Source organism: Gilliamella sp. Choc6-1 (genome assembly GCF_001690385.1).
In the GTDB taxonomy this organism is placed as follows: domain Bacteria; phylum Pseudomonadota; class Gammaproteobacteria; order Enterobacterales; family Orbaceae; genus Gilliamella; species Gilliamella apicola_A.
The window spans coordinates 1-24159 of the sequence record NZ_LZHI01000039.1; the positions used below are offsets into that span (position 1 = coordinate 1).

The window sequence follows — 24159 nt, forward strand, 5'->3', positions numbered from 1 at the left end:
TGGTTAACTTTATTGGTTAATTGGCTAAGCAAGTCTTTCCCTGCTTGTCCTGCTTGTTCGACGATTTTATCTAAATGTTTTACCATTTTTTTTCCTTTACTACCTTGCTACTTATTTTTATTTAGTTTTGTCATATTTATCTATTTTTATCGGTAATTTTAATAATCAGTAATGATAACCAAAATCAGGCATAAAATTACACGATTTTTACACAATTTGCAATATTTAACTGAAGTTAATTTATTGAAATTTAAGATAAGCTTAGTGAGCCATGTTTTTTTAGGTTGCTGCTTTTAAGCCCACTTAAAATATTATCAATTAACTGGGGTTAGGGTTTTAGCATTAAGATAAAGGGGTGTTCCCTGTGTATACAGGGAACACAAAATCTAACTGTTCAGGCTTGATTTGTAGCGCGGTTTATCCCTGTGTATACAGGGAACACAGCCATGTATTACCTCATTTAAATATGTGTCGCGGTTTATCCCTGTGTATACAGGGAACACTCTAATTGTAGCCATCTGTTTTATTTACAGTTATAGCGACCAACAAATTCTACCAGATTTTTTAAATTTTTAAAGATTTTTAACTTATTGATTTTAAAAAATAAAAAAACAAGCTCAATTCAATTTATGTCGCCCTACCAAAATGACTCTATTTTTAATATAAATTCATCAAGATACGAAAATTACATCTCCCTAAATAAAAACAAATATTAATTTTACCCAGTTTTATGTTATAATTTTCGATATTTTTAACATTATGCGGATAAATAGTCTTTGTACTCTCAAGGCTTAAAAAACCCAAACCCCACAAAAAATTGAAAATGGGCTATACTAGCGATAATATGACGCCAAAAGAAGCCCAAAGACTATACTCAAGAATCCGTCAATAATAACTTCAAACCAATAAAATCTTCCTATGCCTATAACGATCGATATTTAGAGATTAGTAGTGGTATGTTTGCAAATTTTAGGAATATTCTAACTTGTATTAGTTTACTTATATTTTTGATTCCTTACAGTGCAGGCTATTTGAATTAAGGTAGTATATTAGATTTATGTATCTGTTATTTCCGCTATATTTATCGCTTTGAACTATTTACCATCCACCATTTTCGGATACGGTTTAATCGAATCACAAAGCAAGTATATATTCAACGCTCTAAATATTGCAGTGGCACTGTGGTATTTAAGTGGGAACATATTATGCCGACCAACTTTGGCGAAATAGGCTCAAACATGGGTGATACCAATATGGTCAACTTATCCCTTGGCTTATAAAATTGGATTTCCCATTGTTCAATCAGTCGGCATTGGCAAAAATAATTATAAGGATCAAGACGATAAATACGAACGGGAATTTATCCGCTGTTATATGGAGCACGGACCTAAAAGCTTGCCTCCATTACCCATGTCCTTTCATGGCTTTGGCGGTCATATCAACCCCATAATTTATGCTTCAAAAAATGCCCCAATTGCATGGATTACTTTATTTTTGGGTGCCTGTGCTGGCAACATCTAGGGCCGAAAGTCATTCGCTATGCAAGTAAAGTGAGCAAGCCTATTTCGAAAGAAAACACCTTCGCGGACTATTCCCTAAGATACAACAAGCTCTATTAGATAGCTATTTAGCATGAATCGTACGAGACGTAAAGCAGGAAAACAGGTTGATTATGGGAATTCATAACATTAATGTGGGTTTTAAAAAAGTAAAACTTTTGTTGAAACAGGCAAAAAAACCAAAAACCAATCATTTATATAAATTTCTTTTCACCCAATGAATTTTGTGAGCAAATCCCATAAGATTATCTGTCATTTTTATTCGCTGTAATTCAAGCGACCAAATAGGTGCTTTTATTATTCTGGCAAAAGGGAATTTTTGATAATAAAGTGAGTAGGCTTGCTTTGCCTTATTGCCTATTAGTTGCAATGCTATTGCTTGAAATTGTATTCCTTGTATTTTTGCCACCGTTTTCGGGGTAAGGCTTATTGTACCTGCTACTTGCGCATGATTTAACATAGCATTACCATGATCAGTTGTTAATTCAGTAAGAATATATAAACACATCAAATCTTCATTAAACACATAAAAAGCATTACATGCCCAAAGGTTAGCATCAGGTAAGATAACACTGAGTGACAACACATGATGTTTTTGTATAAAGGTGATGATTTTTTTATCTGCTTTCATATTAAATTATAGTAATAACGCTATTAAGGCTGTTTAGTGTTTAAAGGTATATCTTCACCCCAGCGAGGTAACGAAGGAATATTAAGATCAAATAGATCAAGCGCTCTAGCTACACTATGCGTAATCATATCATCAAGACTTTCAATATGCTGATATAATGCTGGCACTGGAGGAAATATAACCCCTCCCATAAGTGTAACTGCTTCCATATTTTTAATATGCCCTAAATGCAATGGCGACTCTCTTGTCATTAATACCAACCGACGACGCTCTTTTAACACTACATCAGCCGCTCGAGTGAGCAAATTATCCGATAAACCATGTGCAATTGCAGCAAGAGAACGCATTGAGCAAGGTGCAATGAGCATTCCCATAGTTTTAAATGAACCACTGGCAATCGCTACACCAATATTGTTGATAGAGTAAACTTTATCTGCCAGTGATTTTACCTGAGCTAGGCTTATATTTGGTACTTCGTGAGAATGTGTAAGTTGTGCCGCTTTTGAAATCACTAAATGAGTTTCAATATCCAACGGTTTTAATAGTTCTAACGCTTTTATGCCATAAGCAAAACCTGTTGCACCACTGATACCAATTATCATTCGCCTAGTTGTCATTTTAGTTCCTTTATTTAAAATATAACAAGCCATTTTACATCGACTTCTTTAAAATATGCTCGTTTAAATTAATTTTTTTAGAGTATAAAATATTGTCCAATTAAAAATCATTCTAAGCTTACTGCTTAGTAAAAAAAGCCTATATTCAGGTCGTTATTAAAGATTAAGTGGATGACATCTTATACTTGAAATTATGGAAATGTCTATATCACTGTAACGCCGTGTTTATTATCTATAATACATTGCTATGTATCATAAATATTTATATATTCATCAACCAATATTATCTGTTTTAATTGAGAAAATGCAGAAAAACGAAAATTGCCCTTGTTTGCTAGCAATAGAGAAAATTGGGTAATTCATGATACTTTTAAGTAAAAGCTTTAGTCTATCAGGCTCTTTCAAATCAATTTATAGAGGATAAATTAATTTTTATCCTGGTATAAAAATAATTGATAGGCAAATATAAATATGATTTTTACTAGTATGGTGTGTTCATAATTTGTGTACATAATATCAACCTACAGCTAACTTCCTTGTTAGTTGTAAGATTCAATCTTATTCTTTAGCCATGGGTTGTTCAATAATTTTTGTTTCTTGATCACCTTGAATCGCTTCGATTTGATTTGCATATTTGGCTACTGCATTTTTATCTGTTAGTAAACTATATGTTAAGGTAAACTGCGCACTTTGCCCTGGTCCTAATTGGCGAACGCGTTTTTGTTCTCGTTCAATTGTGACAGGATAAGCAAAACTTGTTCCAGGTTCTAATCCTGTCACATAACCTTGTTTTAACGTATCGGTATTTTTCCATAATGACAATACAGGGAGTTCTTTAATGTTGAAAGCAATTCCTGCTGCTTTATCCCCTGCTTTATTGGTTATCATAACTTGAGTTTGACCGTTTGTATCAGCAAAAGGATAAACATTAAACACCATTTCATCAAAGCCTTTCGTTGGACCTAAATAAGTTTGCCATGTTTTCAAACCAGTTTTGGCATAATCATTAAATGGTGAAATTTCTTTAACTGGTGCAATAAATTTAGCGCCTTCTTCAAGAATTGGTGTGCCAAAGTTACTATGATAGATGATTTGGTAGTCTCGGGCATAATCACTTTTATTGGTGACTACATCATGCACTGTAAATTGCTTGCTACCAGGAACATAACTTAGTGATACCCAAGTTTCTAGATGACTTTTTTTGAAGGTGTTTTCCTTAATCAAGCCTTTAATGGTTATGGTATATGGTTTTTTTTCAGAGACATCAATAATTAATTTTGATACAGGGGTGTTTTGCGCACGCCCATGAAGCGTATACATCATGCCATCCGTTTTTACTGCATGCCCTGTCCATTCAAAACCACAACGCACCATTGTTTCATTAAAACCATCTAGCCAACCTAATCCACCACGACTTTCTAAATTAATAAATTTTGGATTGACAATTTCATCAACGGGTGAATCCCACCCCATGCGAACACCATCACCGATAACAGAAATAATACCTAATCCACGCGTTGGGCTTAATTTAATTGTAAAATCATTGCTGTCTATAGTCAGTAATTCACTGCCTTCTTGTTTGCCACCTTTAAGAACCGTATTTTGAATAGCAAAGCGCTGTTCTTTTATACCCAAATCTTTGCTTGCTATAGACCAATTGCCTTTAGCGATGCCTTTTTCATTATCAATTAATACAAACTCCTTCGCATTGGCTGTGTACGCAGTTAAACTCAACAATACTGCTAATGAAATAGTTTTAAATTTCATGTTGATTCCTCAAGATTTATTAATATACCCGAAACTATATCGTTTCAGGCAATATGACATAAAGCAGACAAAATCAACAAAAAGAAAATATTAAAAATGCGAACTTATTCACACTTTTTATCATGATAAATCATAACAAGAATGGTAACTCACATCTTTAGATAAGAATAAAATATTGAATTATTAAAGGCTCGGTCTTATTTGTCCTACCTTCCAGTGTTTTCGGCATACTGAGTGGTATTCACTGTCTCCTAAATGTATGGAATTACCAAATTTAACAATTTGACCGTCTTGTCCTTCTAATAAGATCATAGTTGCCTTTTTACCACACCAACAAACCGTTTTTAACTCTCTAAAATTATCTGCAATTTCTAAAAGAGTTTTAGAACCTTCAAATAAATGCCCCATGTAATCCGTTTTTATGCCAAAAAACATGATTGGCACACCATAATCATCACAAACATCGGATAATTTCCATATTGTATTTTTAGATAAAAACTGGCTTTCATCAATAAGAATACAAGCGTAATCATTTTGTTTAATGTGTTCAATGATGGCATCAACCGTGTTGTCGTCAAGAAGCAATGCTTTTTTACGTAATCCTAAACGAGAAACAATTTCAATAGCCGAATCACGGGTATCGACTGATGATTTAAGTAATAACGTCTTCATATTATTACTTAAATAATTATGATCAATTTGTAAAAGTTCTGTAGATTTTCCGGCATTCATTACGCCATATATATAATAGATTTTAGACAAAATTAAGTTCTCAAAATTAGATTAAATCAATAAAAGTGGTTAAATAAAATGATAATTTAGATAATAAAAAAGGTAAGTTAAATAACCTACCTCTTTAATAGCTTATTGAATAATTATTTTGCTTTACCTTGGTTGGCAACAGCAGCTTGTTTTGCAGCGATTTCGTCAGCATTGCCTAGGTAGTAATGTTTGATGATTTTCATATTGTCGTCAAATTCATACACTAATGGCACACCAGTTGGGATGTTTAGTTCGATAATATCATCATCGCTGATGTTGTCTAAATGTTTTACCAATGCACGAAGTGAGTTGCCATGAGCAGCAATAATAACACGTTCACCTTTAGCTACACGTGGGGCTATTGTTGATTCCCAGTAAGGTAGTACACGTTTAATGGTTAATGCTAAGCTTTCGGTTAATGGTAATTCTGATTCAGGTAATTTGCTGTAACGCGAATCGTGACCAGGAAAACGTTCATCTGATTTTTCAAGCGCAGGAGGTGTGATTGCAAAACCACGACGCCATAATTTTACTTGTTCATCACCATATTTCGCTGCGGTTTCGGCTTTGTTTAAACCTTGTAATGCACCATAATGACGTTCGTTTAATTTCCAAGATTTTTCAACAGGTAACCAAGCTTGGTCAACTTCATCAAGCACATGCCATAAAGTGTGAATAGCGCGCTTTAATACTGACGTATAAGCATAATCAAATTGGAAGCCCTCTTGTTTAAGTAGCTTGCCTGCTTCGGCTGCTTCTTTACTGCCTTTGTCAGATAAGTCAACATCAGTCCAACCGCAAAAACGGTTTTCTTGGTTCCAAACACTTTCTCCATGTCGAATTAATACTAATTTTTTAACTGCCATGAATATAACTCCTTTGTTACGTAGAATAAATTTTATTATATATCTTGTATTTATTGGTATACACATAAACATTCTTGCATACCCATAGTATTGAGTTAATCATGTTTAACTCGATACTTATAATTTTGGTAAGTATTTTATAGGATCAACAGACTGTGCTTTGTATCGGATTTCAAAGTGTAATCTTACTGATGTAGTGCCTGTTGCTCCCATAGTTGCAATTTGTTCTCCTGCACGCACAACTTGCTGTTCTTTCACTAAAATCGATTGGTTATGTGCATATGCGGTTAAATAATCATCATTATGCTTAACGATAATTAAATTACCATATCCTGGTAAAGCATTACCAGAATACACAACACGACCATCTGCCGCTGCAACAACTTTATCACCTAAAGATCCTGCAATATCTATACCTTTACTTGCATTTGAAAATTTCTCGATTATTTTACCTTTCGTTGGCCATTTCCATGAAATATTAGCGATATTCGAAGCTGGCATACCTGGACTCATCGATTCGCTATTTGAGGCATTAACCGATTGCGTTACTGTCTCAGTAGTTTGCGTTGTTTTAGGTGGATGAGATTTATTATTCGTTGTTGTCGTTGTGGTGGTTGTCGTTGTCACTACAGGCTTAGCATTAGAAGCCCCAACTGTAGTAGGGACAGCAATAGAATTATTTTTCGAGGTCGTCGTTTTTTGGGTAACAACTACTGTAGTTCCACCACTTACATCTAATACTTGACCTACATTAACAGCATAAGGTTCTTTAATATTATTTTTAGCGGCCAATGAACGATAGTCGTTACCTGTCACCCAAGCAATATAAAATAGTGTATCACCTCGTTTAACCGTATAAGTATCGCCTTGATATCCCCCTTTAGGAATATCGTCATAATTACGATTATAAACAATACGTTGATTAGTAATAACCGTACCATTATTACTGTATGTATTTGTATCCACTGTAGTATTGGATGAAGTTGTTTTTGTGTCTGGTGATTTTGTGACCTTGCTATTTGTTGAAATATTTTTAGGTGGTTTAGCATAAGTGGTTGATGTTGAACCAACGGAAGATGTGGTTATATTTTCAATTTTAGCTGGGTTAGTTTGAGTACATGCAGCAATTGTCAAACTTAAACAACTTAATACAAGAATTTTTTTCAAAGCAACACCTTTCATTCATAGCTATTTTTAATTTACACATTTTATCGCTTTTACAACAAAAAGCTATTATATTAATCCTCTTTATGCTAATTCAATAAAATGGGGTTAAAAATAAGCCATCCTGCTTTAAAGCATTAATCGAAATAGCATTAAAATTAATTAAATGAACTAACTGTTAGTTAAGTTCTATATTATGTGTCATTCACTGTTGAAATAAACCCTTTTGTATATAAATTCTAATCATTTATGCATTTTTACAACTACTGAAATAAAGATTATTCGGATTTATTTTGAAAGCGGTGAGTATATACAATAAAATAGGCTTTCGTACAGTCTCTTTATCTATTTTCTACAAAAATTTAATGTGATTTAAAATAATGACTTTATATATTGTTGCAACACCAATTGGTAATTTGGATGATATCTCTCTTAGAGCAATTGAAATACTCAAAAATGTCGATCTTATAGCTGCGGAAGATACTCGTCATAGTGGCTTGCTGTTACAGCATCTAGGCATTAAAGCTAAGCTTTTTGCTTTGCACGATCATAATGAGCAAGAAAAATCAAAAATTTTAATCGAAAAGCTTCAATCTGGATTATCCATTGCTTTGATTTCAGATGCTGGCACACCATTAATTAATGATCCAGGATATCATCTGGTTAAAACTTGCCGAGAAAATAATATCAACGTTGTACCAATTCCGGGAGCTTGTGCTGCAATTGCTGCATTATCTGTTGCGGGATTACCCTCTGACAAGTTCATTTATGAAGGTTTTTTACCCGCAAAAAGCAAGGCTCGACAAGATAGTTTAGCTAAATTAATTAATGAGCCACGTACAATGATTTTTTATGAATCAACACATCGATTATTAGATACACTCAATGATATGTTATCCATTTTTGGCGAAAATAAACAAATTGTATTAGCGAAAGAATTAACCAAAACATGGGAAACGATTGTTAGCTATCCTATAAATGAATTAATCAATTGGTTAAATGAAGATGCAGCTCGTCAAAAAGGTGAATTTGTTTTAATCGTTGAAGGTAATTTTAAACGTGATAATAATATTGATCCTAATGTGATTCATACACTAAAGTTATTACAAAAAGAACTTCCATTAAAAAAAGCCGCAGCAATAACAGCTGAAATTTACGGTCTTAAAAAAAACCAGCTTTATCAAATTGGTTTACATATTGAACAATAAACTTTTATTAAGACCTAATTTACCGCAAGTTGCGCTTTGCAATACATTTGCTACATATAAGAAAAATATGATTACTTTGTTCAGTCAATCACAAACTCATTAATAAGAACATTGGCACAAATAGTACGAACTAGTATATAATCATCCCTCATTTTTTAGATATTTTATGACAAAAGGTAACAAACAATATGGGATTCAAATGTGGCATCGTAGGACTACCGAATGTAGGTAAATCAACGCTTTTTAATGCACTAACCAAGGCAGGAATTGAAGCAGCTAACTTTCCATTTTGTACTATTGAACCAAATACGGGCGTGGTACCTATGCCCGATCCACGTTTAGATCAACTTGCGGAAATTGTCAAACCACAACGCACTTTGCCAACTACAATGGAGTTTGTCGATATTGCTGGTTTAGTAAAAGGTGCATCAAAAGGTGAAGGTTTAGGCAATCAATTTTTAGCTAATATACGTGAAACAGAAGCAATCGGTCATGTTGTACGTTGCTTTGAAAATGAGAATATTATCCACGTGGCAGGTAAAATCGATCCTGCTGAAGATATCGAAATCATCAATACTGAACTTGCATTGTCAGACCTTGAAGCTTGTGAACGAGCTATGACACGTTTGCAAAAACGAGCCAAAGGAGGAGATAAAGAAGCTAAATTTGAACTTGAAATTCTGGAAAAATGTTTACCGCACCTTGAACAAGGTAAAAAATTATTGTTATTAGAGTTGAGTAAAGAAGAACTTAATGCCATTAAATACCTAAGTTTTCTAACATTGAAGCCAACCATGTATATTGCTAATGTGAATGAGGATGGTTTTGAAAATAACCCTTATTTAGATAAAGTTAAAACCATTGCAGCACAAGAAAAAGCAATAGTTGTACCAGTATGTGCAGCTATCGAAGCAGAACTTGCCGAGCTTGATGATGCAGATCGTGATGAGTTTATGCAAGATTTAGGCTTAACTGAGCCAGGATTAAATCGTGTTATCCGTGCAGGATACAGTTTACTAAATTTACAAACTTATTTTACTGCTGGAGTGAAAGAAGTCCGCGCATGGACAATTTCAGTGGGCGATACAGCCCCTCAAGCAGCAGGGAAAATTCATACCGATTTTGAAAAAGGCTTTATTCGCGCACAAACTATCGCTTTTGATGATTTTATTAAATATGGTGGTGAACAAGGTGCAAAAGAGGCCGGCAAGATGCGTTCTGAAGGTAAAGATTATATTGTTCAAGACGGTGATATTATGAACTTTTTATTTAATGTTTAGTGATATGCTTACGTCGCTTTATGGAGACGTAATAATGTAAAGCATTAATAATAATCAATTAATAGTTTTAATCTTATGTAGATAGAAAATCATTTAATTTAATACCTAAATTATCAATAAACCATAATGAGCAATTAACTATAAAGAAAATATATATGTTACTGACTTTCGAACAAGCAAAATGCAAAATTCTACAAGCTGCATTATTAACTAAACCACCTGAAAGTGAAACCGTGCAATTATTCGATGCATTAGAAAGAATCACTGCAGAGCCTGTTATTTCACCAATTAATGTACCTGGATTTGATAATTCGGCAATGGATGGTTATGTGGTTCGATTATCTGATATCAAGCAATCAAAACTATTACCACTATCAAAAACTATTTTTGCAGGCGATGATATCACCAATCTTTACTGGCCAGAACATACCTGTATACGTATCATGACAGGTGCACCGGTTCCACATGGCGCAGACGCTGTTATCATGCAAGAAGATACTGAAAAATCAGATGCAGGCATTGCTTTTTTAGCTGATGTGAAGTTGGGTAATAATATTCGTCGTGCAGGCGAAGATGTAAAAAAAGGTACTGTAACCGTTCCTAAAGGTGAACGTCTTAGTATACCTATTCTATCAACACTTGCGACATTAGGCATTAGCAAACTTGCTGTGTTTAAAAAATTAAAAGTCGCCATTTTTTCCACAGGCAATGAATTGACACCTATTGGCGAACCATTATCTAGTTTTGCTTCAATTTATGACAGTAACCGCTTTACCCTTAATTTATTATTGACCAAGCTCAATTGTGAAATTATTGATTTAGGAATCATTGCTGACGACCCTACAAAAATTAAGCAAGCATTAGAGACAGCTTCACAACAAGCTGATTTGGTAATAACTAGTGGTGGCGTTTCTGTTGGTGATGCAGATTTTACCAAAACAGCGCTTGAACAATTAGGTAACATTAATTTTTGGAAAATTGCCATGAAACCAGGTAAACCTTTTGCATTTGGTCAAATAAATAATGCATTATTTTGTGGTTTACCGGGTAACCCTGTTTCGACATTAGTCACTTTTTATCAATTGGTTCAACCATTGATTTTGGCTCTTTCAGGAATAGAAAACTTATCAAGTGATTCAACATTACGTGTTAAAACTGCAACAAATCTTAAGAAAAGCATAGGTCGAACCGATTTTCAAAGAGGAATACTGCAAATCAATGCTCAAGGTGAGTTAGAAGTTATCACAACAGGTCAGCAAGGTTCTCATATCACACAGTCGTTCAATCAAGCTAACTGTTTTATCATACTTGAGCAAAATCGTGGTAATGTTAATAAAGGGGAACTAGTTTCTGTTGAGCTTTTTAATGAACTACTAAAATAGTGCAACTAATATCGCACCAGCAGAAATCATCACCACACCAATGCCCGCTAACAACGATATTTTTTCACCAAATAAAATAGTGGCAAAGATAACAGCAATGACAACGCTTAGCTTATCAATAGGCGCAACTTGCGATACTTTACCTTCTTTAATTGCCATAAAGTAAAATAACCAAGACAAGGCACCGGCAATACCGCTTAATGCAATAATAAATAACGCCTTTTTGTCATTAATAAACGTATTAATAAGATTAAGTTTTCCTTGAACAATAACAACACCGACTAAAAAAACTGCCATTACAATCGCTCGAATAGCCGTTGCTGTGTTCACATCAAGATGTTGTAAACCAATCTTACCTAAAATAGCTACTAATGCAGCAGTTATTGCTGAAAGTAAAGCATAAATAAGCCATGCACTCATATTAGTTTCTATCGATTTGAATCATAAATTGTTGGTTAGATGAATTTTTTTGGCATTGCTGTGAATTACTCATTACACCACTACAATCTTCAAGAACACCATGAGGCTTTGACCAATGAGATTCTTTACCTTTGCTATTACCACCACAACCAATTAATGCCATGCTTAGTACTACACAAGATAATGGAATAATTTTTACTTTCATGCTTTTCTCCCATCTGATTAAAGGAATGTATGACTCAATTTTATCTTGAACTACTAAAAATCATTCTAATTCGGAATTTAATGATGTATAGGCTAGCACTTATTTTTAATAAATAAAAGACACTTTTTACTCGATAACCGCATAGTAATCGCAGTATTTGATCTGCCAGTTTATTGACCAATTCAAATTCCCATCAATGAATAGCCACTGTAGCATTGCATTTTATCCCTTCAAAAAGAGGTAAGGTTTATTTAATTAACTAAGCAAAACGTTCAATTACTACGGCAACATTATTGGCATTAGCGATCGCTCGTGGTTTTGATATTTTGACTTTTAACCATTGAACAGCAAATTTTTCTATAATTAATTTCGCTATTTGTTCAGCTACACATTCAATTAATTCAAATTGGGTTGATTGAATAAAATTAGTTATTAATTGGCTTACCAAAAAATAATCTAGACATAAAGTGACATCATCAGTCTGCCCTGCTGGCTGATTATCCCATGCCATTTCAAGATCGATGATTAATTTTTGTTTAATCGTTTTTTCCCATTCATATACACCAATAGTTGTATAAACGGTAAGACCTTCAATTAAAACTCGATCGGTATTATTTTTTGTCATATTTTAATTCCAATGCTTTATTTATATTAAATAGAAGATTACCGAATATAAATAAATTACGCTATAATTTATTTTAATTATGATGAAATAATATTTATTCTTTATGACCCGAATCTATCAACCTATTCCCATTGTTCAAAATAGTATTTTTACCCTTGATGATAATGCATTTAATCATCTTATTCGTGTATTACGTATGAAAATAGGCGAAAATATTGTCTTATTTGACGGCTCAAATAACATTACTCCTGCAGTAATACATGAAATTACTAAAAAATCTGTTACCGTAAAAACAGCAATAACGGTTTTAGATAATAAAGAATCCCCACTAAATATCCATTTAGGTCAAGTAATATCGCGTGGTGAAAAAATGGAGTTTACGATTCAAAAATCGGTGGAACTAGGTGTTACGTGCATTACTCCCCTGCTTTCTGAACGTTGTGGAGTTAAACTTGATGTCGCAAGATTAGATAAAAAAGTCCAACAATGGCAAAAAATCGTAATTTCGGCTTGTGAGCAATGTGGACGAAACATTGTACCCGTTATTAATCCTGTGATGAAATTAGAAAACTGGTGCGAAAGTTTAACAAGTGATTTAAGATTAAATGTTCATCCTAAAGCTAAACATGGCATTAAGCATTTACCAAATGATAAACAGAATATCAGTTTGTTAATTGGTCCTGAAGGCGGACTATCAGATACTGAAATCAACAAAACACATAAATATCAATTTACAGATATTTTATTAGGACCAAGGATATTACGGACTGAAACAGCAGCACTTACTGCTTTATCCGCTTTACAAGCCTATTTTGGTGATTTAAGTTGATAAATAGAATCATGACAATTGCATAAGGTTTACATTGCATCTTAAACTGTAACGAGTATGATAGTTTTCATTTGTAGTAATTAAAACACTATCTATTACAACGTTTCATGAAAAACGATAAACAAAAAGATAGAATATTACGTGTTACCACAACGTATACTTAATAAAACAATAAAAACCAGAAAGGAGTTACTATGATTAAACTTGGTATTGTTATGGATCCAATTAGTCATATTAAATTAAAAAAAGATACGAGTTTTGCCATGTTACTTGAAGCACAAAAACGTGGATATCAATTATTTTATATGGAAATGAATGATTTGTTCTTGCGTAATGGACAAGCTTATGCAACCTCACGAAATTTAACTGTTTATAACGATAAAGATCATTGGTTCGATATGGACAATGAGCAAATAATATCACTTAATGATCTCGATGTTATTTTAATGCGTAAAGATCCCCCTTTTGATGCTGAATATATTTATGCAACTTATATTTTAGAACGTGCAGAAGATAGCGGTGTATTGGTCGTGAATAAACCGCAGAGTTTGCGCGATTGTAATGAAAAATTATTCACAGCATGGTTTGCTCAGTTTACACCAGAAACAATTGTCACACGCCAAACACAACTGATTAAAGCTTTTCATCAAGAATTTGGTGACATTATTTTAAAGCCTTTAGATGGTATGGGAGGAGCATCAATTTTTAGAATCAAACAAGATGATCCCAATATATCGGTCATTATTGAAACATTAACAGATCATAACACCCGTTTTTGTATGGCGCAAAATTTTATTCCTGCAATAAAAGATGGTGATAAACGTATCTTGGTTGTGGATGGTGAGCCCGTACCATATTGTTTAGCTAGGATCCCACAAAAAGGAGAAACCCGTGGTAATCTTGCTGCAGGTGGACACGGAGAAGTAAGGGCGTTAAGTGATACAGATTGGCATATCGCTCACAGTGTTGCACCTATTTTAAAAGAAAAGGGATTGCTATTTGTAGGGTTAGATATTATTGGAGATAAATTAACCGAAATTAACGTCACTAGCCCAACTTGTGTCCGAGAAATTGAAGCTGCCAACCCTAGCCTTTCAATTACAGGGTTGTTAATGGATGCAATAGAACACAGACTAAATAAAAAGAGCTGAAATGATTAGAGAATACCAACCTGCGGATTTAGACAAGATCATGGAAATATGGTTGCAAGCTAACCAGCAAGCACATAATTTTATTAATCCGGAATTTTTTAAAAAAAATTATGAATTAGTTAAAATGTTGATCCCTATGTCCACCTTATATGTTCAAGACCTTAATGGTGTTAAAGGATTTATTGGTTTAACAGAAAATTATATCTCTGGATTGTTTGTTGATCATAAATTTCGCCACAAAGGATCGGGAAAAGCTTTGATTGAAAAAGCAAAACAACGACACAATGAGCTGTTTGTTCATGTTTATAGAAAAAATACAGATGCAATTAATTTTTACCTTTCTCAAAATTTTAATATTGTTTCAGAATCTATTAATGAAGAAACAAATGAAGATGAAGTTCTAATGTGTTGCCACGTAGAGCGTAAAGTGAAAATCGGTCTATGTGCATTATAAACTATACAAAAATGTGAGCATATGAATTTAAAAAATCATTTTATTATCGCTATGCCAACAATGAGTGACTCTATATTTTGTCGTTCAGTTGTGTATATTTGTGAACATAATCGTGATGGCGCTATGGGTATTATTATAAATAAACCTATAGAAGAACTAAATGTTGGATCAGTACTTACTCGGCTTGAGATTACCTCGTCTAAAAATTGTGCTGAACTAGAGTATCCTGTTTTTTGTGGTGGTCCTTTAGCTGATGAGCAAGGATTTATTTTGCATACACCACAACTAGGATTTTCCTCTAGTATTCAAATATCAGATGATGTAATGATCACTACTTCTCTTGACGCCTTGAAATCAATAGGTTCACCTCAACAGCCGAAAGATCTGCTGCTGTCATTAGGTTATTCAAGCTGGCGATCTCTACAACTTGAAACCGAAGTTGCTCGTAATGACTGGCTTGTTGCTGAAGCTAATCCGCAAATTATTTTTGAAGTAGCTATTAAAGATCGCTGGAAAAAAGCAGCAGAATCCTTAGGTATTAATATTAATACCATTTCACACCAGTTGGGAAATGCATAATAAATGGCAACCATTATTGCATTCGATTTTGGTACAGCAAGTATTGGAGCGGCAATTGGGCAAGATATTACCAAAACGGCCAATCCTTTATGTTCATTTAAAGCTCGTGATGGCATTCCTAACTGGCAAGAAATTGATAAAATTTTAAAAGAATGGCAACCTGATTTTTTGCTAGTTGGTTTACCATTAAATATGGATGGCAGCGAACAGCCGCTCACAGTAAGAGCAAGAAAATTCGCAAATAGACTACATGGCATGTTTGGATACCAAGTGCATTTACAAGATGAAAGGTTATCAACGGTTGAAGCAAAATCTCATATTTTTTCATCATGCGGGTATCGTGCTCTTGAAAAGGGACATATTGATTCAACTTCAGCAATGATTATTTTAGAAAGTTGGTTCGAAAAAAATTAACTATGTTAATTTTCGTAAGTTTTTAAATAATTGTTAGCAAACAAATTTCTTCCTTGCTAAAATATAGCCAATTTTCTAATGTAAGGACTGCGCCTGTGTCAAATAAGAATTCTCTTAGCTATAAAGATGCTGGTGTCGATATCGATGCTGGTAATGAGCTTGTAAATCGAATTAAATCTGTTGTAAAAGAGACCAAACGACCAGAAGTTATGGGGGGATTAGGTGGATTTGGTGCTTTATGCTCTATTCCCCAAAGGTATAAAGAACCAATTTTAGTGTCAGGAACTGATGGCGTTGGCACAAAACTGCGTTTAGCAATGGATTTAAACCGACATGACTCAATTGGTATCGATTTAGTCGCCATGTGCGTTAATGATCTGATCGTCCAAGGTGCTGAACCACTTTTTTTCCTTGATTATTATGCAACAGGCAAACTCAATGTCGATATTGCTACAACCGTTATCACCGGCATTGCTGAAGGCTGTAAACAATCAGGGTGTGCCTTAATCGGCGGTGAGACTGCCGAAATGCCTGGTATGTATCAGGGCAATGACTATGATTTAGCAGGATTTTGTGTGGGTGTAGTTGAAAAATCAAACATGATTGATGGCAGTAAAGTTAAAGATGGTGATGCATTAATAGCGCTAGCATCTAGTGGTGCTCACTCTAATGGTTATTCCTTGATACGTAAAATTATTGAAAACAATGGTATTAAGCCTCAAAACGAGCAATTAGAAGGTAAATCGCTTGTTGAACACTTACTTGCACCAACAAAAATCTATGTTAAATCAGTGTTGGATTTAATCTCACAAACTAGCGTGCATGCCATAGCCCATATTACTGGGGGAGGATTTTGGGAAAATATACCTCGTGTGCTACCAGATAATACAAAAGCAATACTTAATGAAGCAAGTTGGCAATGGCCTACCATATTTAATTGGTTACAACATGCAGGTAATGTCAGTCGCCACGAAATGTATCGTACTTTTAATTGTGGGGTTGGCTTAATCATTATATTACCTAACCAGTTTGTAGATAAAGCTATTTCACTCTTAAATAGTAATGGGGAAAAAGCTTGGCTTATAGGTGAAATTAAACATACAATATCAGATGAGCGAGTAGTGATTAAATAAACCTAGTTTTTTATATTACCATTTTAATCCTAAATCAGATGAATAGTATAATTTTTAATCCTAACAGAAAATATTATCTCCACTTTTATCTAAAAAGCTGAATGAATTGATATGCAGCTATAGATTTAATGAATAAATCAGAGTTAAAACTTCTGTATTTAACTGCTAATTTAAAAGTGAGAACTGTTTACTTACTATCTCACAGACATCCAGTTTTTAATCCATGAAGCTAGCAATAAATCATGCAATTCATTGTTTAATATTGTTTTTTAACCAAGCCGTTTTGTCAATAACCAAGTGATATTTACATTTTTTTACTAAATAAATGCTTCAATTTTTAATTTGTTTTATAAATTTGATAAACAAACATTTAACTCATTAATAATTAATGTTAAACTGCTTACACTGAAATATAAGATAATGTAGTACTATGTTAATTCGTCATAAATTTTTATTATTAGTTGTCTTTACTATACCCTATTTAACGATTGCACAGGCAAAACCCAAATGTTTACCCACAAAAAGCAATAAGGAAAATATTTCTGCCTGCGCAAGCCTTGCCGAACAAGGCGATGTAAAAGCACAAAATACCCTCGGTGAAATTTATTATCAGACTGCGTTGGAAAACAAAGGCTATCATACTAAAGCAAGAATGCTGTTTGAGAAAGCTGCTAATCAAGGTCTTGCTCAAGCCCAATACAACTTAGGCTCCATGTATCGCGATGAATTTAATAACTTCCCAGTAGCCTTAAGTTGGTTCGAAAAAGCTGCTGCACAAGGAAATCTTGATGCTCAAAATAGTATTGGTTATATTTATGAAAATGGTTCTGGCGGTAAAGCACCTAGATTTTATTTTTTTGATGAAAATGGTGAAAATGATGCGCCAGAACTTACTGATTTATCAGATAAATTTGTACCATATGAATCCTCGTTTCCAATCCAGTCTTATCCTAGAACTATCTTTCCACTAAGTGAATATGGACAAGGTGTAGAACCCGATATGGCTAAAGCTATCGAATGGTATAGAAAGGCTGCCGATAAAGGCCATGCTCTTGCCCAAACTAATTTAGCTTATTTTTACTTAACAGGGATTGGAGTTAAAAAAGACGAAAAACAAGCTTTTGAACTTTATCAAAAAGCAGCTAAACAAAACTGTGTACCAGCATTAAAATCATTAGCTTTTATGCATATGCAAGGCTTAGGTACTAAAGAAGATATACATAAAGCCTTTACTACCTTAGAAAAAGCTTATCGCCTTTTACCTGATGATGAGTTATGGAAAATTATATCACGCATTGAAAATGATAAGAATTATAGAAAATATTCATTAAAAACGACCCTTAAATATCAACCAGAAGCTCATTATGGCAAATCCGAATATACAACTTTGAGCGATGAGGATTTTATTTTTGGGCAATTGAACTATCTTAAATCATTCTATCAATTAAATGTGATAAAAGGCGATGGAATCAAAAATTTTTATTTAAGAAATAGAAAAACATTTTCCATAATTCTAGGAGAGACTGTGGGGGAAGTTACTTCGTTAAAGAATCGTTTCTTACTTAAAAAGGCCATTCAAGGTTATTACAGTGCAATGACTTCACTCAGTCATTATTATAAAGATGAAGAGCAAAATATTGAATTAGCACAGCAATGGCGCCAATATGCAATAAAAATGGGAGAAGTAACTTATAAAAACTTTTGGCCGGGTTATCCTGATATTACGGAATAATGGGGTTTTTAATCCCATTTTCTCTATTTGCTAATGTTATTGAAATAGCTTACATACCTCTTATTTATCACCTTATTAACCTTAAATAAAATATAACATGACAAATAATAACGGAATGATAAGATAAATGTGATATAACAAAATAAACAAGAAAATAATGAAATTGTATTTTGAAAAAAATTACAAAATATGAAATAAAAAATTGCCTAAAAATTGATTAGTCGCCATTAAAATCAAACTGTGTTGATTGTTTTTCTTTTTTAAATTGAGTTAAGTGGTCATAAATATCGTTATAATAATTATTTAAATCTTGAGCAACACCTAATGCATCTTCTATTTCTAGGATCATTGGCGTGTCATCATAGCACTATAATTTTGTATATTTTTGTATAATGTATGCAGTATTGCTCGACTAAAATCGCTTTAATATCTGTCCCTGAAACTGTCATAAAAGATTTTTTTAAAAGGTTCGCATAATTGGTTTGTGCTGTTAAATTTTAGCTTTTCTTTTTTGAATGTATATTAGATAGAATATTCAGTGTTATTTTAAAAGAAGCTGAAGCTGGTATTCCCGTTAAAGAGCTGTGCCGTAAATATGGCATGGGAAATTCAACTTTCTATAAATGGCGGGAAAAATACGGCGGAATGGAAACTTCGGATATCAAACGCTTAAAAGAGCTGGAGGCTGAAACCGCAAGCTTAAGCAGATGTTTGCCGAACTGGGTTTAAAATCCCAGCTTCAGGAAGAAATCATAAAAAAGCTTTAGTGCCCACAAAGGCACGTAAAACGGGGGCACAGCAACGACAACAAAATCATTCATGAGTTGTACCATTGTTGGCTTAAGCCGTTGTGCTTACTATTATAAACCTAAGTTATCGGATGATTCGGTGATTATTTCGGTGTTGAATGCTATCACAGACCGGTATTTACGCTGGGGCTTTCCTAAATGTTTTAATCGTATCAGAAAGCTCGGCTATCAATAGAACCATAAGCGTGTTTATCGGGTGTATTGTGAATTAAAGCTTAATCTCAGAGTAAAACGAAAAAAACGCATTCCTCCACGATGCCCAGAAAAGCTATTGGTGCCTAATAAACAAGGTGAATATTGGTCAATGGATTTTATGAGTGACAGTAGCCGTAATCAACGTCGCTTTAGAACATTCAATGTCATCGATGACTTTAATCGTGAGGCGTTAGGTATTGATATTACAGTAAGCTTACCAACAGGAAGGATTCCCCGTTACTTAGATAAACTGGGCTAAATCACATGATATAGCCATTGATTATATAAAGCCCGGTAGCCCTTATCAAAATGGCTATATTGAACGATTTAATTGTACCTATCGCACTAAAGTACTCTATTTATATCTTTTTAACAACTTAGCACAAGCAAGGAGAATAACCGGAGAATGGCTCACCATTTATAATACCGAAAGACCGCATGAGGCATTAAATAACATGACACCGATTGAGTATAAAACACTAAAACAAGCAGCTTAATTTTCTACGTGAGTTGTGTACTAAATTTGGGGTATTTACAGCTGTTGGAGCACTAAAAATGGAATACAGTAAAATCAGTTGACTTCATAAACAACCCAACTTTTATTAATACTTTTTTCTAAAGTGGTGATGATAAAAAATTTAGCATAAAAATAACGAAAAGCTATGTTAGTTTCTGATACAATAATACAAATTTATACTAAGTTAGTAATGTCATAACACTATAAAATACAAGGTTTTTTTAATGATAATATCAGACGCTAATAGTGCGGTGGCATCCGTCGCTTATCGAGCAAACGAAGTCATTGCTATTTACCCAATCACACCAAGCTCAACCATGGCTGAGCAAGCCAGTACTTGGGCAGAGTTTAATAAGCCAAATGTATTTGGTGATACCCCTAGAGTCATTGAAATGCAGTCGGAAGCAGGTGCAATTGCAACCGTTCATGGTTCATTAATGACTGGTGCACTAGCAACTTCGTTTACTTCATCACAAGGTTTGCTTTTAATGATCCCATCGCTGTACAAAATAGCGGGCGAACTGACTCCTTTTGTTTTGCATGTTGCCGCTCGCACTATTGCAACTCATGCACTTTCTATTTTTGGTGATCATTCTGATGTGATGGCAATTAGGCAAACGGGTTTTGCAATGCTTTGTTCAAGTTCAGTGCAAGAAGCTCAGGATTTTGCGTTAATTTCACAAATGGCAACCTTAAATAGCCGAGTTCCTTTCGTTCATTTTTTTGATGGATTTAGAACATCGCACGAAGTCAATAAAATCTATCCATTAAGCGATGACCAAATCCGTAATTTATTACCACATGAAGCTATTAAAACTTATCGCTCACGTGCTTTAACACCCGACAAACCAGTGACTCGAGGCACATCAGCCAATCCAGATACATACTTCCAGTGTCGAGAAGCGATAAATAGCTATTATGATAGTACCTATCAACATGTTGTTGATGCTATGGATGCCTTTGCTGCAGAAACAGGCAGAAAGTATCAACCTTTTGAATATTATGGAGCTTGTGATGCCGAACGTATTATTGTTATTATGGGCTCAGGAGCAAACACTACCAAAGAAGTTGTGGATGTTTTACTTAAACAAAACGAAAAAGTCGGGGTTGTAATCGTTCGATTATTCCGCCCTTTTTCGGCTAACCATTTACTAAGTGTTATACCTAGTACTGTTAACAAAATAGCCGTTCTTGATAGAACCAAAGAGCCGGGAGCTCAAGCCGAGCCGCTTTATTTAGATATTATAACCGCATTCGCTGAAAGTTTATCTCGTGGGGAACGCACAACTATTCCACTTATTATAGGTGGACGTTATGGGTTATCATCTAAAGAGTTTGATCCTAAGTGTGTACTTGCCATTTTTGCTGAGCTCAATTTAGCAAAACCAAAACCACGCTTTACTGTTGGTATTTATGATGATATTACAGGACTATCTTTACCATTGCCTGATCAATCTATTCCTCAAAAATCTTCACTCGAAGCGCTATTTTATGGGCTTGGTAGTGATGGCACTGTGTCAGCAACTAAAAATAATATTAAAATTATTGGCGATAGCTCGCCTTTTTATGTGCAAGGGTATTTTGTCTATGACTCTAAAAAGGCCGGTGGCTTAACCACTTCTCACTTAAGAGTCAGCTTAGATCCTATTGATTCGCCTTATTTGATAACAAGCGCGCATTTTATTGGCTGTCATCAAGATCAGTTTATCGATAAATATCAAATTGTTGATAAGTTAAAGGACGATGGTATCTTTTTGCTTAACACGCCGTATAGCAAAGATGAAGTTTGGCATCGTCTACCTAAAGAAGTGCAAGCACAATTAATACAAAAACGAGCACACTTTTACATTGTAAATGCAGCAAAAATAGCTCGTGAATGTAATTTAGGCGCAAGAATTAATACTGTTATGCAAGCAGCATTTTTTCATCTTTCTGAAATCTTTAAGAATGATTTTAGTATTACCCAATTAAAAGAAGTCATTGCTAAAAGTTATAGTAGTAAAGGGCAAGATTTGGTTGAAAACAACTGGAAAGCACTTGATTTATCTATTGAATCACTTGAACAAGTTCCACTTAGCTGCGTTGATCAAAGCAGCCCATCAATGCCACCAGTAGTACCTTATAATGCGCCTAATTTTGTTAAAACTGTGACAGCTACTATGTTAGCTGGTTTAGGTGATAATTTGCCAGTATCCGCTTTTCCGCCTGACGGCACATGGCCAATTGGTACAACAAAATGGGAAAAACGAAACATTGCAGAACAGATCCCAATTTGGAAAGCAGAACTTTGTACCCAGTGTAATCATTGTGCTGTTGCTTGCCCTCATGCAGCTATTCGAGCTAAAGTTGTTGATCCTGATGAAATGATCAATGCTCCTAATTCATTAAACTCGCTTGAAGTTAAAGCTCGTGATATGAAAGGTCAACGTTATGTATTGCAAGTTGCCCCAGAAGATTGTACTGGCTGTAACTTATGTGTCGAAGTGTGCCCTGCCCGCGATCGTAATAATTTTGAAATTAAAGCAATTAACATGCAATCACGTATCGATAATATTGAGACTCAACGCACTAACTTTGAGTACTTTACTGCATTGCCTGATCGTGATATCAGCACACTTGAACGCATTGATGTGCGTACATCGCAACTACTTACACCTCTATTTGAATATTCCGGTGCTTGCGCAGGTTGTGGTGAAACACCATACATCAAATTGTTAACCCAACTTTATGGCGACCATTTAGCCATTGCAAATGCCACTGGCTGTTCATCAATTTATGGTGGTAACCTGCCATCATCACCCTATACGATCGATCGCCATGGTCGTGGACCAGCTTGGGCAAATTCATTATTTGAAGATAATGCTGAGTTTGCTTTAGGTTATCGCATATCTTATAACCAACATAAAAAGCGTGCGTTACGATTACTAGAAAAAATGGGCGGTGAAATTTCTCCAGAAATTGCCATAGCTTTACAATCCACAAATATCACTATTGATGAAAAACGGCAACAAATTGCAAAATTACGCGAACAACTTGCTCATTTGGATTCAACTGAAGCTAAAGAATTAATTCAAAATGCAGATTACCTGGTTGATAAATCAGTCTGGGCAATTGGTGGCGATGGTTGGGCTTACGATATTGGGTTTGGTGGGCTCGATCATGTAATGAGCTTAACTGATAATGTGAATATATTGGTGTTAGACACCCAGTGTTATTCTAATACTGGAGGCCAGCAATCAAAAGCCACCCCTATGGGCGCTGTATCAAAATTTGCTGATTTAGGTAAGCATAAAGCACGTAAAGATCTTGGTGTTAGTGTAATGATGTATGGCCATGTCTATGTTGCGCAAATTGCATTGGGTTCACAACTTAACCAAACCCTTAAGGCTTTACAAGAAGCCGAAGCGTATAATGGACCATCTTTAGTTATTGCTTATAGCCCTTGTGAAGAACATGGTTATGACCTTGCTAAATCACATGAGCAGATGAAAGATTTAGTTAAATCTGGCTTCTGGCCTTTATATCGTTATGACCCACGCCGTATGGCAGAAGGCAAGCCAGCTTTAGTATTAGATTCAAAAGCACCAAACAGTGAGTTATTAACTGGTATATTACTAAAAGAACAGCGTTTCCGCCGTTTAGAAACACTTGAACCTATTATTGCCAATACCTTACATGAGCGTTCAACTAACATGGTGGATTCAAAATATAAGTTTTTGCAGATGCTGGCAACCATTTCGACTATCGAGACACCGGCAGATAGTTAACAATGATCACCTATGGTAAAAAAATCACCCATGGTAATTGACTAATCACTATAAGGACTGTATTAATGCAGTCCTTTTTATATACCATTTTTG

25 protein-coding genes and 1 pseudogene are annotated in these 24159 nt (G+C 34.5%); 16 read left to right on the plus strand and 10 right to left on the minus strand.

Features of this window, described 5'->3' with window-relative positions:
• Positions 1-1242 precede the first annotated feature (1242 nt).
• On the plus strand, positions 1243-1521 hold the full coding sequence (locus tag A9G36_RS05460; protein ID WP_065569343.1) for a hypothetical protein: 279 nt from the start codon (positions 1243-1245) through the stop codon (positions 1519-1521).
• A gap of 228 nt (positions 1522-1749) precedes the next feature.
• On the opposite strand, the gene A9G36_RS05465 is transcribed toward A9G36_RS05460, so the two are convergent.
• From A9G36_RS05465 to nlpD, 6 genes are all read right to left on the minus strand, one after another.
• Positions 1750-2190 (minus strand): hypothetical protein, encoded by a 441-nt coding sequence (locus A9G36_RS05465; protein WP_034945078.1) that lies wholly within the window; start codon positions 2188-2190, stop codon positions 1750-1752.
• A 23-nt stretch (positions 2191-2213) separates the two neighbouring features.
• Positions 2214-2807: a UbiX family flavin prenyltransferase gene (locus tag A9G36_RS05470; RefSeq protein ID WP_065585484.1), complete on the minus strand. Its 594-nt coding sequence runs from the start codon at positions 2805-2807 to the stop codon at positions 2214-2216.
• Positions 2808-3365: 558 nt separating this feature from the next.
• Positions 3366-4574: an aldose 1-epimerase family protein gene (locus tag A9G36_RS05475; RefSeq protein ID WP_034945071.1), complete on the minus strand. Its 1209-nt coding sequence runs from the start codon at positions 4572-4574 to the stop codon at positions 3366-3368.
• Between the two features lie 183 nt (positions 4575-4757).
• Positions 4758-5336, minus strand: a complete 579-nt coding sequence (locus A9G36_RS05480; protein ID WP_034945068.1) for a thymidine kinase — start codon at positions 5334-5336, stop codon at positions 4758-4760.
• Positions 5337-5449: 113 nt separating this feature from the next.
• Positions 5450-6202: a 2,3-diphosphoglycerate-dependent phosphoglycerate mutase gene (gpmA, locus tag A9G36_RS05485; protein WP_065574032.1), complete on the minus strand. Its 753-nt coding sequence runs from the start codon at positions 6200-6202 to the stop codon at positions 5450-5452.
• Positions 6203-6319: 117 nt separating this feature from the next.
• Positions 6320-7384, minus strand: coding sequence for a murein hydrolase activator NlpD (nlpD, locus tag A9G36_RS05490; RefSeq protein WP_065569346.1), 1065 nt, complete (start codon positions 7382-7384; stop codon positions 6320-6322).
• A 362-nt stretch (positions 7385-7746) separates the two neighbouring features.
• On the opposite strand from nlpD, the gene rsmI reads away from it, so the two are divergent.
• From rsmI to moeA, 3 genes are all read left to right on the plus strand, one after another.
• On the plus strand, positions 7747-8574 hold the full coding sequence (rsmI, locus tag A9G36_RS05495) for a 16S rRNA (cytidine(1402)-2'-O)-methyltransferase (RefSeq protein ID WP_034945059.1): 828 nt from the start codon (positions 7747-7749) through the stop codon (positions 8572-8574).
• A gap of 188 nt (positions 8575-8762) precedes the next feature.
• Positions 8763-9854: a redox-regulated ATPase YchF gene (ychF, locus tag A9G36_RS05500; protein WP_034945056.1), complete on the plus strand. Its 1092-nt coding sequence runs from the start codon at positions 8763-8765 to the stop codon at positions 9852-9854.
• 155 nt (positions 9855-10009) lie between these two features.
• The gene (gene moeA / locus A9G36_RS05505) at positions 10010-11236 is read left to right on the plus strand and encodes a molybdopterin molybdotransferase MoeA (protein ID WP_065585485.1); all 1227 of its coding nucleotides are present in this window, start codon (positions 10010-10012) and stop codon (positions 11234-11236) included.
• Here the strand turns inward: moeA and A9G36_RS05510 are convergent.
• The 3 genes from A9G36_RS05510 to folB all read right to left on the minus strand — a co-directional run bounded on the left by A9G36_RS05510 (position 11228) and on the right by folB (position 12486).
• Positions 11228-11656 (minus strand): EamA family transporter, encoded by a 429-nt coding sequence (locus A9G36_RS05510; protein WP_034945049.1) that lies wholly within the window; start codon positions 11654-11656, stop codon positions 11228-11230. The two genes, moeA and A9G36_RS05510, sit on opposite strands and share 9 nt — an antisense overlap.
• Position 11657: 1 nt before the next feature.
• Entirely contained in the window at positions 11658-11861 is a 204-nt protein-coding gene (locus A9G36_RS05515) for a hypothetical protein (RefSeq protein ID WP_034945046.1), read from the minus strand.
• A gap of 259 nt (positions 11862-12120) precedes the next feature.
• Positions 12121-12486, minus strand: a complete 366-nt coding sequence (gene folB / locus A9G36_RS05520; RefSeq protein WP_034945043.1) for a dihydroneopterin aldolase — start codon at positions 12484-12486, stop codon at positions 12121-12123.
• Between the two features lie 103 nt (positions 12487-12589).
• Between folB and rsmE the strand changes: the two genes are divergently transcribed.
• From rsmE to A9G36_RS05555, 7 genes are all read left to right on the plus strand, one after another.
• Positions 12590-13315 (plus strand): 16S rRNA (uracil(1498)-N(3))-methyltransferase, encoded by a 726-nt coding sequence (gene rsmE / locus A9G36_RS05525; RefSeq protein WP_065569348.1) that lies wholly within the window; start codon positions 12590-12592, stop codon positions 13313-13315.
• A 194-nt stretch (positions 13316-13509) separates the two neighbouring features.
• Positions 13510-14466: a glutathione synthase gene (gene gshB / locus A9G36_RS05530; protein WP_034945037.1), complete on the plus strand. Its 957-nt coding sequence runs from the start codon at positions 13510-13512 to the stop codon at positions 14464-14466.
• Position 14467: 1 nt separating this feature from the next.
• Complete coding sequence (locus A9G36_RS05535; protein WP_065569349.1) at positions 14468-14920, plus strand: GNAT family N-acetyltransferase; 453 nt, start codon at positions 14468-14470, stop codon at positions 14918-14920.
• Positions 14921-14941: 21 nt separating this feature from the next.
• Positions 14942-15499: a YqgE/AlgH family protein gene (locus A9G36_RS05540; RefSeq protein WP_034945031.1), complete on the plus strand. Its 558-nt coding sequence runs from the start codon at positions 14942-14944 to the stop codon at positions 15497-15499.
• Positions 15500-15502: 3 nt separating this feature from the next.
• Positions 15503-15913, plus strand: a complete 411-nt coding sequence (ruvX, locus tag A9G36_RS05545; RefSeq protein WP_065569350.1) for a Holliday junction resolvase RuvX — start codon at positions 15503-15505, stop codon at positions 15911-15913.
• 95 nt (positions 15914-16008) lie between these two features.
• Positions 16009-17046 (plus strand): phosphoribosylformylglycinamidine cyclo-ligase, encoded by a 1038-nt coding sequence (purM, locus tag A9G36_RS05550; protein ID WP_065569351.1) that lies wholly within the window; start codon positions 16009-16011, stop codon positions 17044-17046.
• A gap of 430 nt (positions 17047-17476) precedes the next feature.
• Positions 17477-18778 carry a tetratricopeptide repeat protein gene (locus tag A9G36_RS05555; protein ID WP_034945021.1) on the plus strand — a complete coding sequence of 434 codons (1302 nt, stop codon included), beginning with the start codon at positions 17477-17479 and terminating at the stop codon, positions 18776-18778.
• A 217-nt stretch (positions 18779-18995) separates the two neighbouring features.
• On the opposite strand, the gene A9G36_RS10370 is transcribed toward A9G36_RS05555, so the two are convergent.
• On the minus strand, positions 18996-19127 hold the full coding sequence (locus tag A9G36_RS10370; protein ID WP_255305672.1) for a hypothetical protein: 132 nt from the start codon (positions 19125-19127) through the stop codon (positions 18996-18998).
• Between the two features lie 170 nt (positions 19128-19297).
• Between A9G36_RS10370 and A9G36_RS10275 the strand changes: the two are divergent.
• The 5 genes and pseudogenes from A9G36_RS10275 to nifJ form a co-directional block, all read left to right on the plus strand.
• Positions 19298-19492, plus strand: a pseudogene (locus A9G36_RS10275) (transposase); the annotation flags it as partial.
• Between the two features lie 105 nt (positions 19493-19597).
• On the plus strand, positions 19598-19762 hold the full coding sequence (locus tag A9G36_RS10280) for a hypothetical protein (protein WP_218055769.1): 165 nt from the start codon (positions 19598-19600) through the stop codon (positions 19760-19762).
• Between the two features lie 21 nt (positions 19763-19783).
• Positions 19784-20041: a hypothetical protein gene (locus A9G36_RS10285; protein WP_081296673.1), complete on the plus strand. Its 258-nt coding sequence runs from the start codon at positions 19784-19786 to the stop codon at positions 20039-20041.
• 58 nt (positions 20042-20099) lie between these two features.
• The gene (locus A9G36_RS10400; protein WP_304364039.1) at positions 20100-20279 is read left to right on the plus strand and encodes an integrase core domain-containing protein; all 180 of its coding nucleotides are present in this window, start codon (positions 20100-20102) and stop codon (positions 20277-20279) included.
• A gap of 244 nt (positions 20280-20523) precedes the next feature.
• A complete protein-coding gene (gene nifJ / locus A9G36_RS05565) occupies positions 20524-24066 on the plus strand; it encodes a pyruvate:ferredoxin (flavodoxin) oxidoreductase (protein ID WP_065585486.1) in 3543 nt (1180 codons plus the stop codon).
• The last annotated feature ends 93 nt before the right edge of the window (positions 24067-24159 follow it).

Excerpts from the sequence above, each read along its gene's own strand:
- A9G36_RS05465 (WP_034945078.1), bottom strand. The coding sequence starts at position 2,190 with ATGAAAGCAGATAAAAAAATCATCACCTTTATACAAAAACATCATGTG.
- A9G36_RS05470 (WP_065585484.1), bottom strand. The coding sequence starts at position 2,807 with ATGACAACTAGGCGAATGATAATTGGTATCAGTGGTGCAACAGGTTTT.
- A9G36_RS05475 (WP_034945071.1), bottom strand. The coding sequence starts at position 4,574 with ATGAAATTTAAAACTATTTCATTAGCAGTATTGTTGAGTTTAACTGCG.
- gpmA (WP_065574032.1), bottom strand. The coding sequence starts at position 6,202 with ATGGCAGTTAAAAAATTAGTATTAATTCGACATGGAGAAAGTGTTTGG.
- nlpD (WP_065569346.1), bottom strand. The coding sequence starts at position 7,384 with ATGAAAGGTGTTGCTTTGAAAAAAATTCTTGTATTAAGTTGTTTAAGT.
- rsmI (WP_034945059.1), top strand. The coding sequence starts at position 7,747 with ATGACTTTATATATTGTTGCAACACCAATTGGTAATTTGGATGATATC.
- ychF (WP_034945056.1), top strand. The coding sequence starts at position 8,763 with ATGGGATTCAAATGTGGCATCGTAGGACTACCGAATGTAGGTAAATCA.
- moeA (WP_065585485.1), top strand. The coding sequence starts at position 10,010 with ATGTTACTGACTTTCGAACAAGCAAAATGCAAAATTCTACAAGCTGCA.
- A9G36_RS05510 (WP_034945049.1), bottom strand. The coding sequence starts at position 11,656 with ATGAGTGCATGGCTTATTTATGCTTTACTTTCAGCAATAACTGCTGCA.
- A9G36_RS05515 (WP_034945046.1), bottom strand. The coding sequence starts at position 11,861 with ATGAAAGTAAAAATTATTCCATTATCTTGTGTAGTACTAAGCATGGCA.
- folB (WP_034945043.1), bottom strand. The coding sequence starts at position 12,486 with ATGACAAAAAATAATACCGATCGAGTTTTAATTGAAGGTCTTACCGTT.
- rsmE (WP_065569348.1), top strand. The coding sequence starts at position 12,590 with ATGACCCGAATCTATCAACCTATTCCCATTGTTCAAAATAGTATTTTT.
- gshB (WP_034945037.1), top strand. The coding sequence starts at position 13,510 with ATGATTAAACTTGGTATTGTTATGGATCCAATTAGTCATATTAAATTA.
- A9G36_RS05535 (WP_065569349.1), top strand. The coding sequence starts at position 14,468 with ATGATTAGAGAATACCAACCTGCGGATTTAGACAAGATCATGGAAATA.
- A9G36_RS05540 (WP_034945031.1), top strand. The coding sequence starts at position 14,942 with ATGAATTTAAAAAATCATTTTATTATCGCTATGCCAACAATGAGTGAC.
- ruvX (WP_065569350.1), top strand. The coding sequence starts at position 15,503 with ATGGCAACCATTATTGCATTCGATTTTGGTACAGCAAGTATTGGAGCG.
- A9G36_RS05555 (WP_034945021.1), top strand. The coding sequence starts at position 17,477 with ATGTTAATTCGTCATAAATTTTTATTATTAGTTGTCTTTACTATACCC.
- A9G36_RS10370 (WP_255305672.1), bottom strand. The coding sequence starts at position 19,127 with ATGATCCTAGAAATAGAAGATGCATTAGGTGTTGCTCAAGATTTAAAT.
- A9G36_RS10280 (WP_218055769.1), top strand. The coding sequence starts at position 19,598 with ATGAGTTGTACCATTGTTGGCTTAAGCCGTTGTGCTTACTATTATAAA.
- nifJ (WP_065585486.1), top strand. The coding sequence starts at position 20,524 with ATGATAATATCAGACGCTAATAGTGCGGTGGCATCCGTCGCTTATCGA.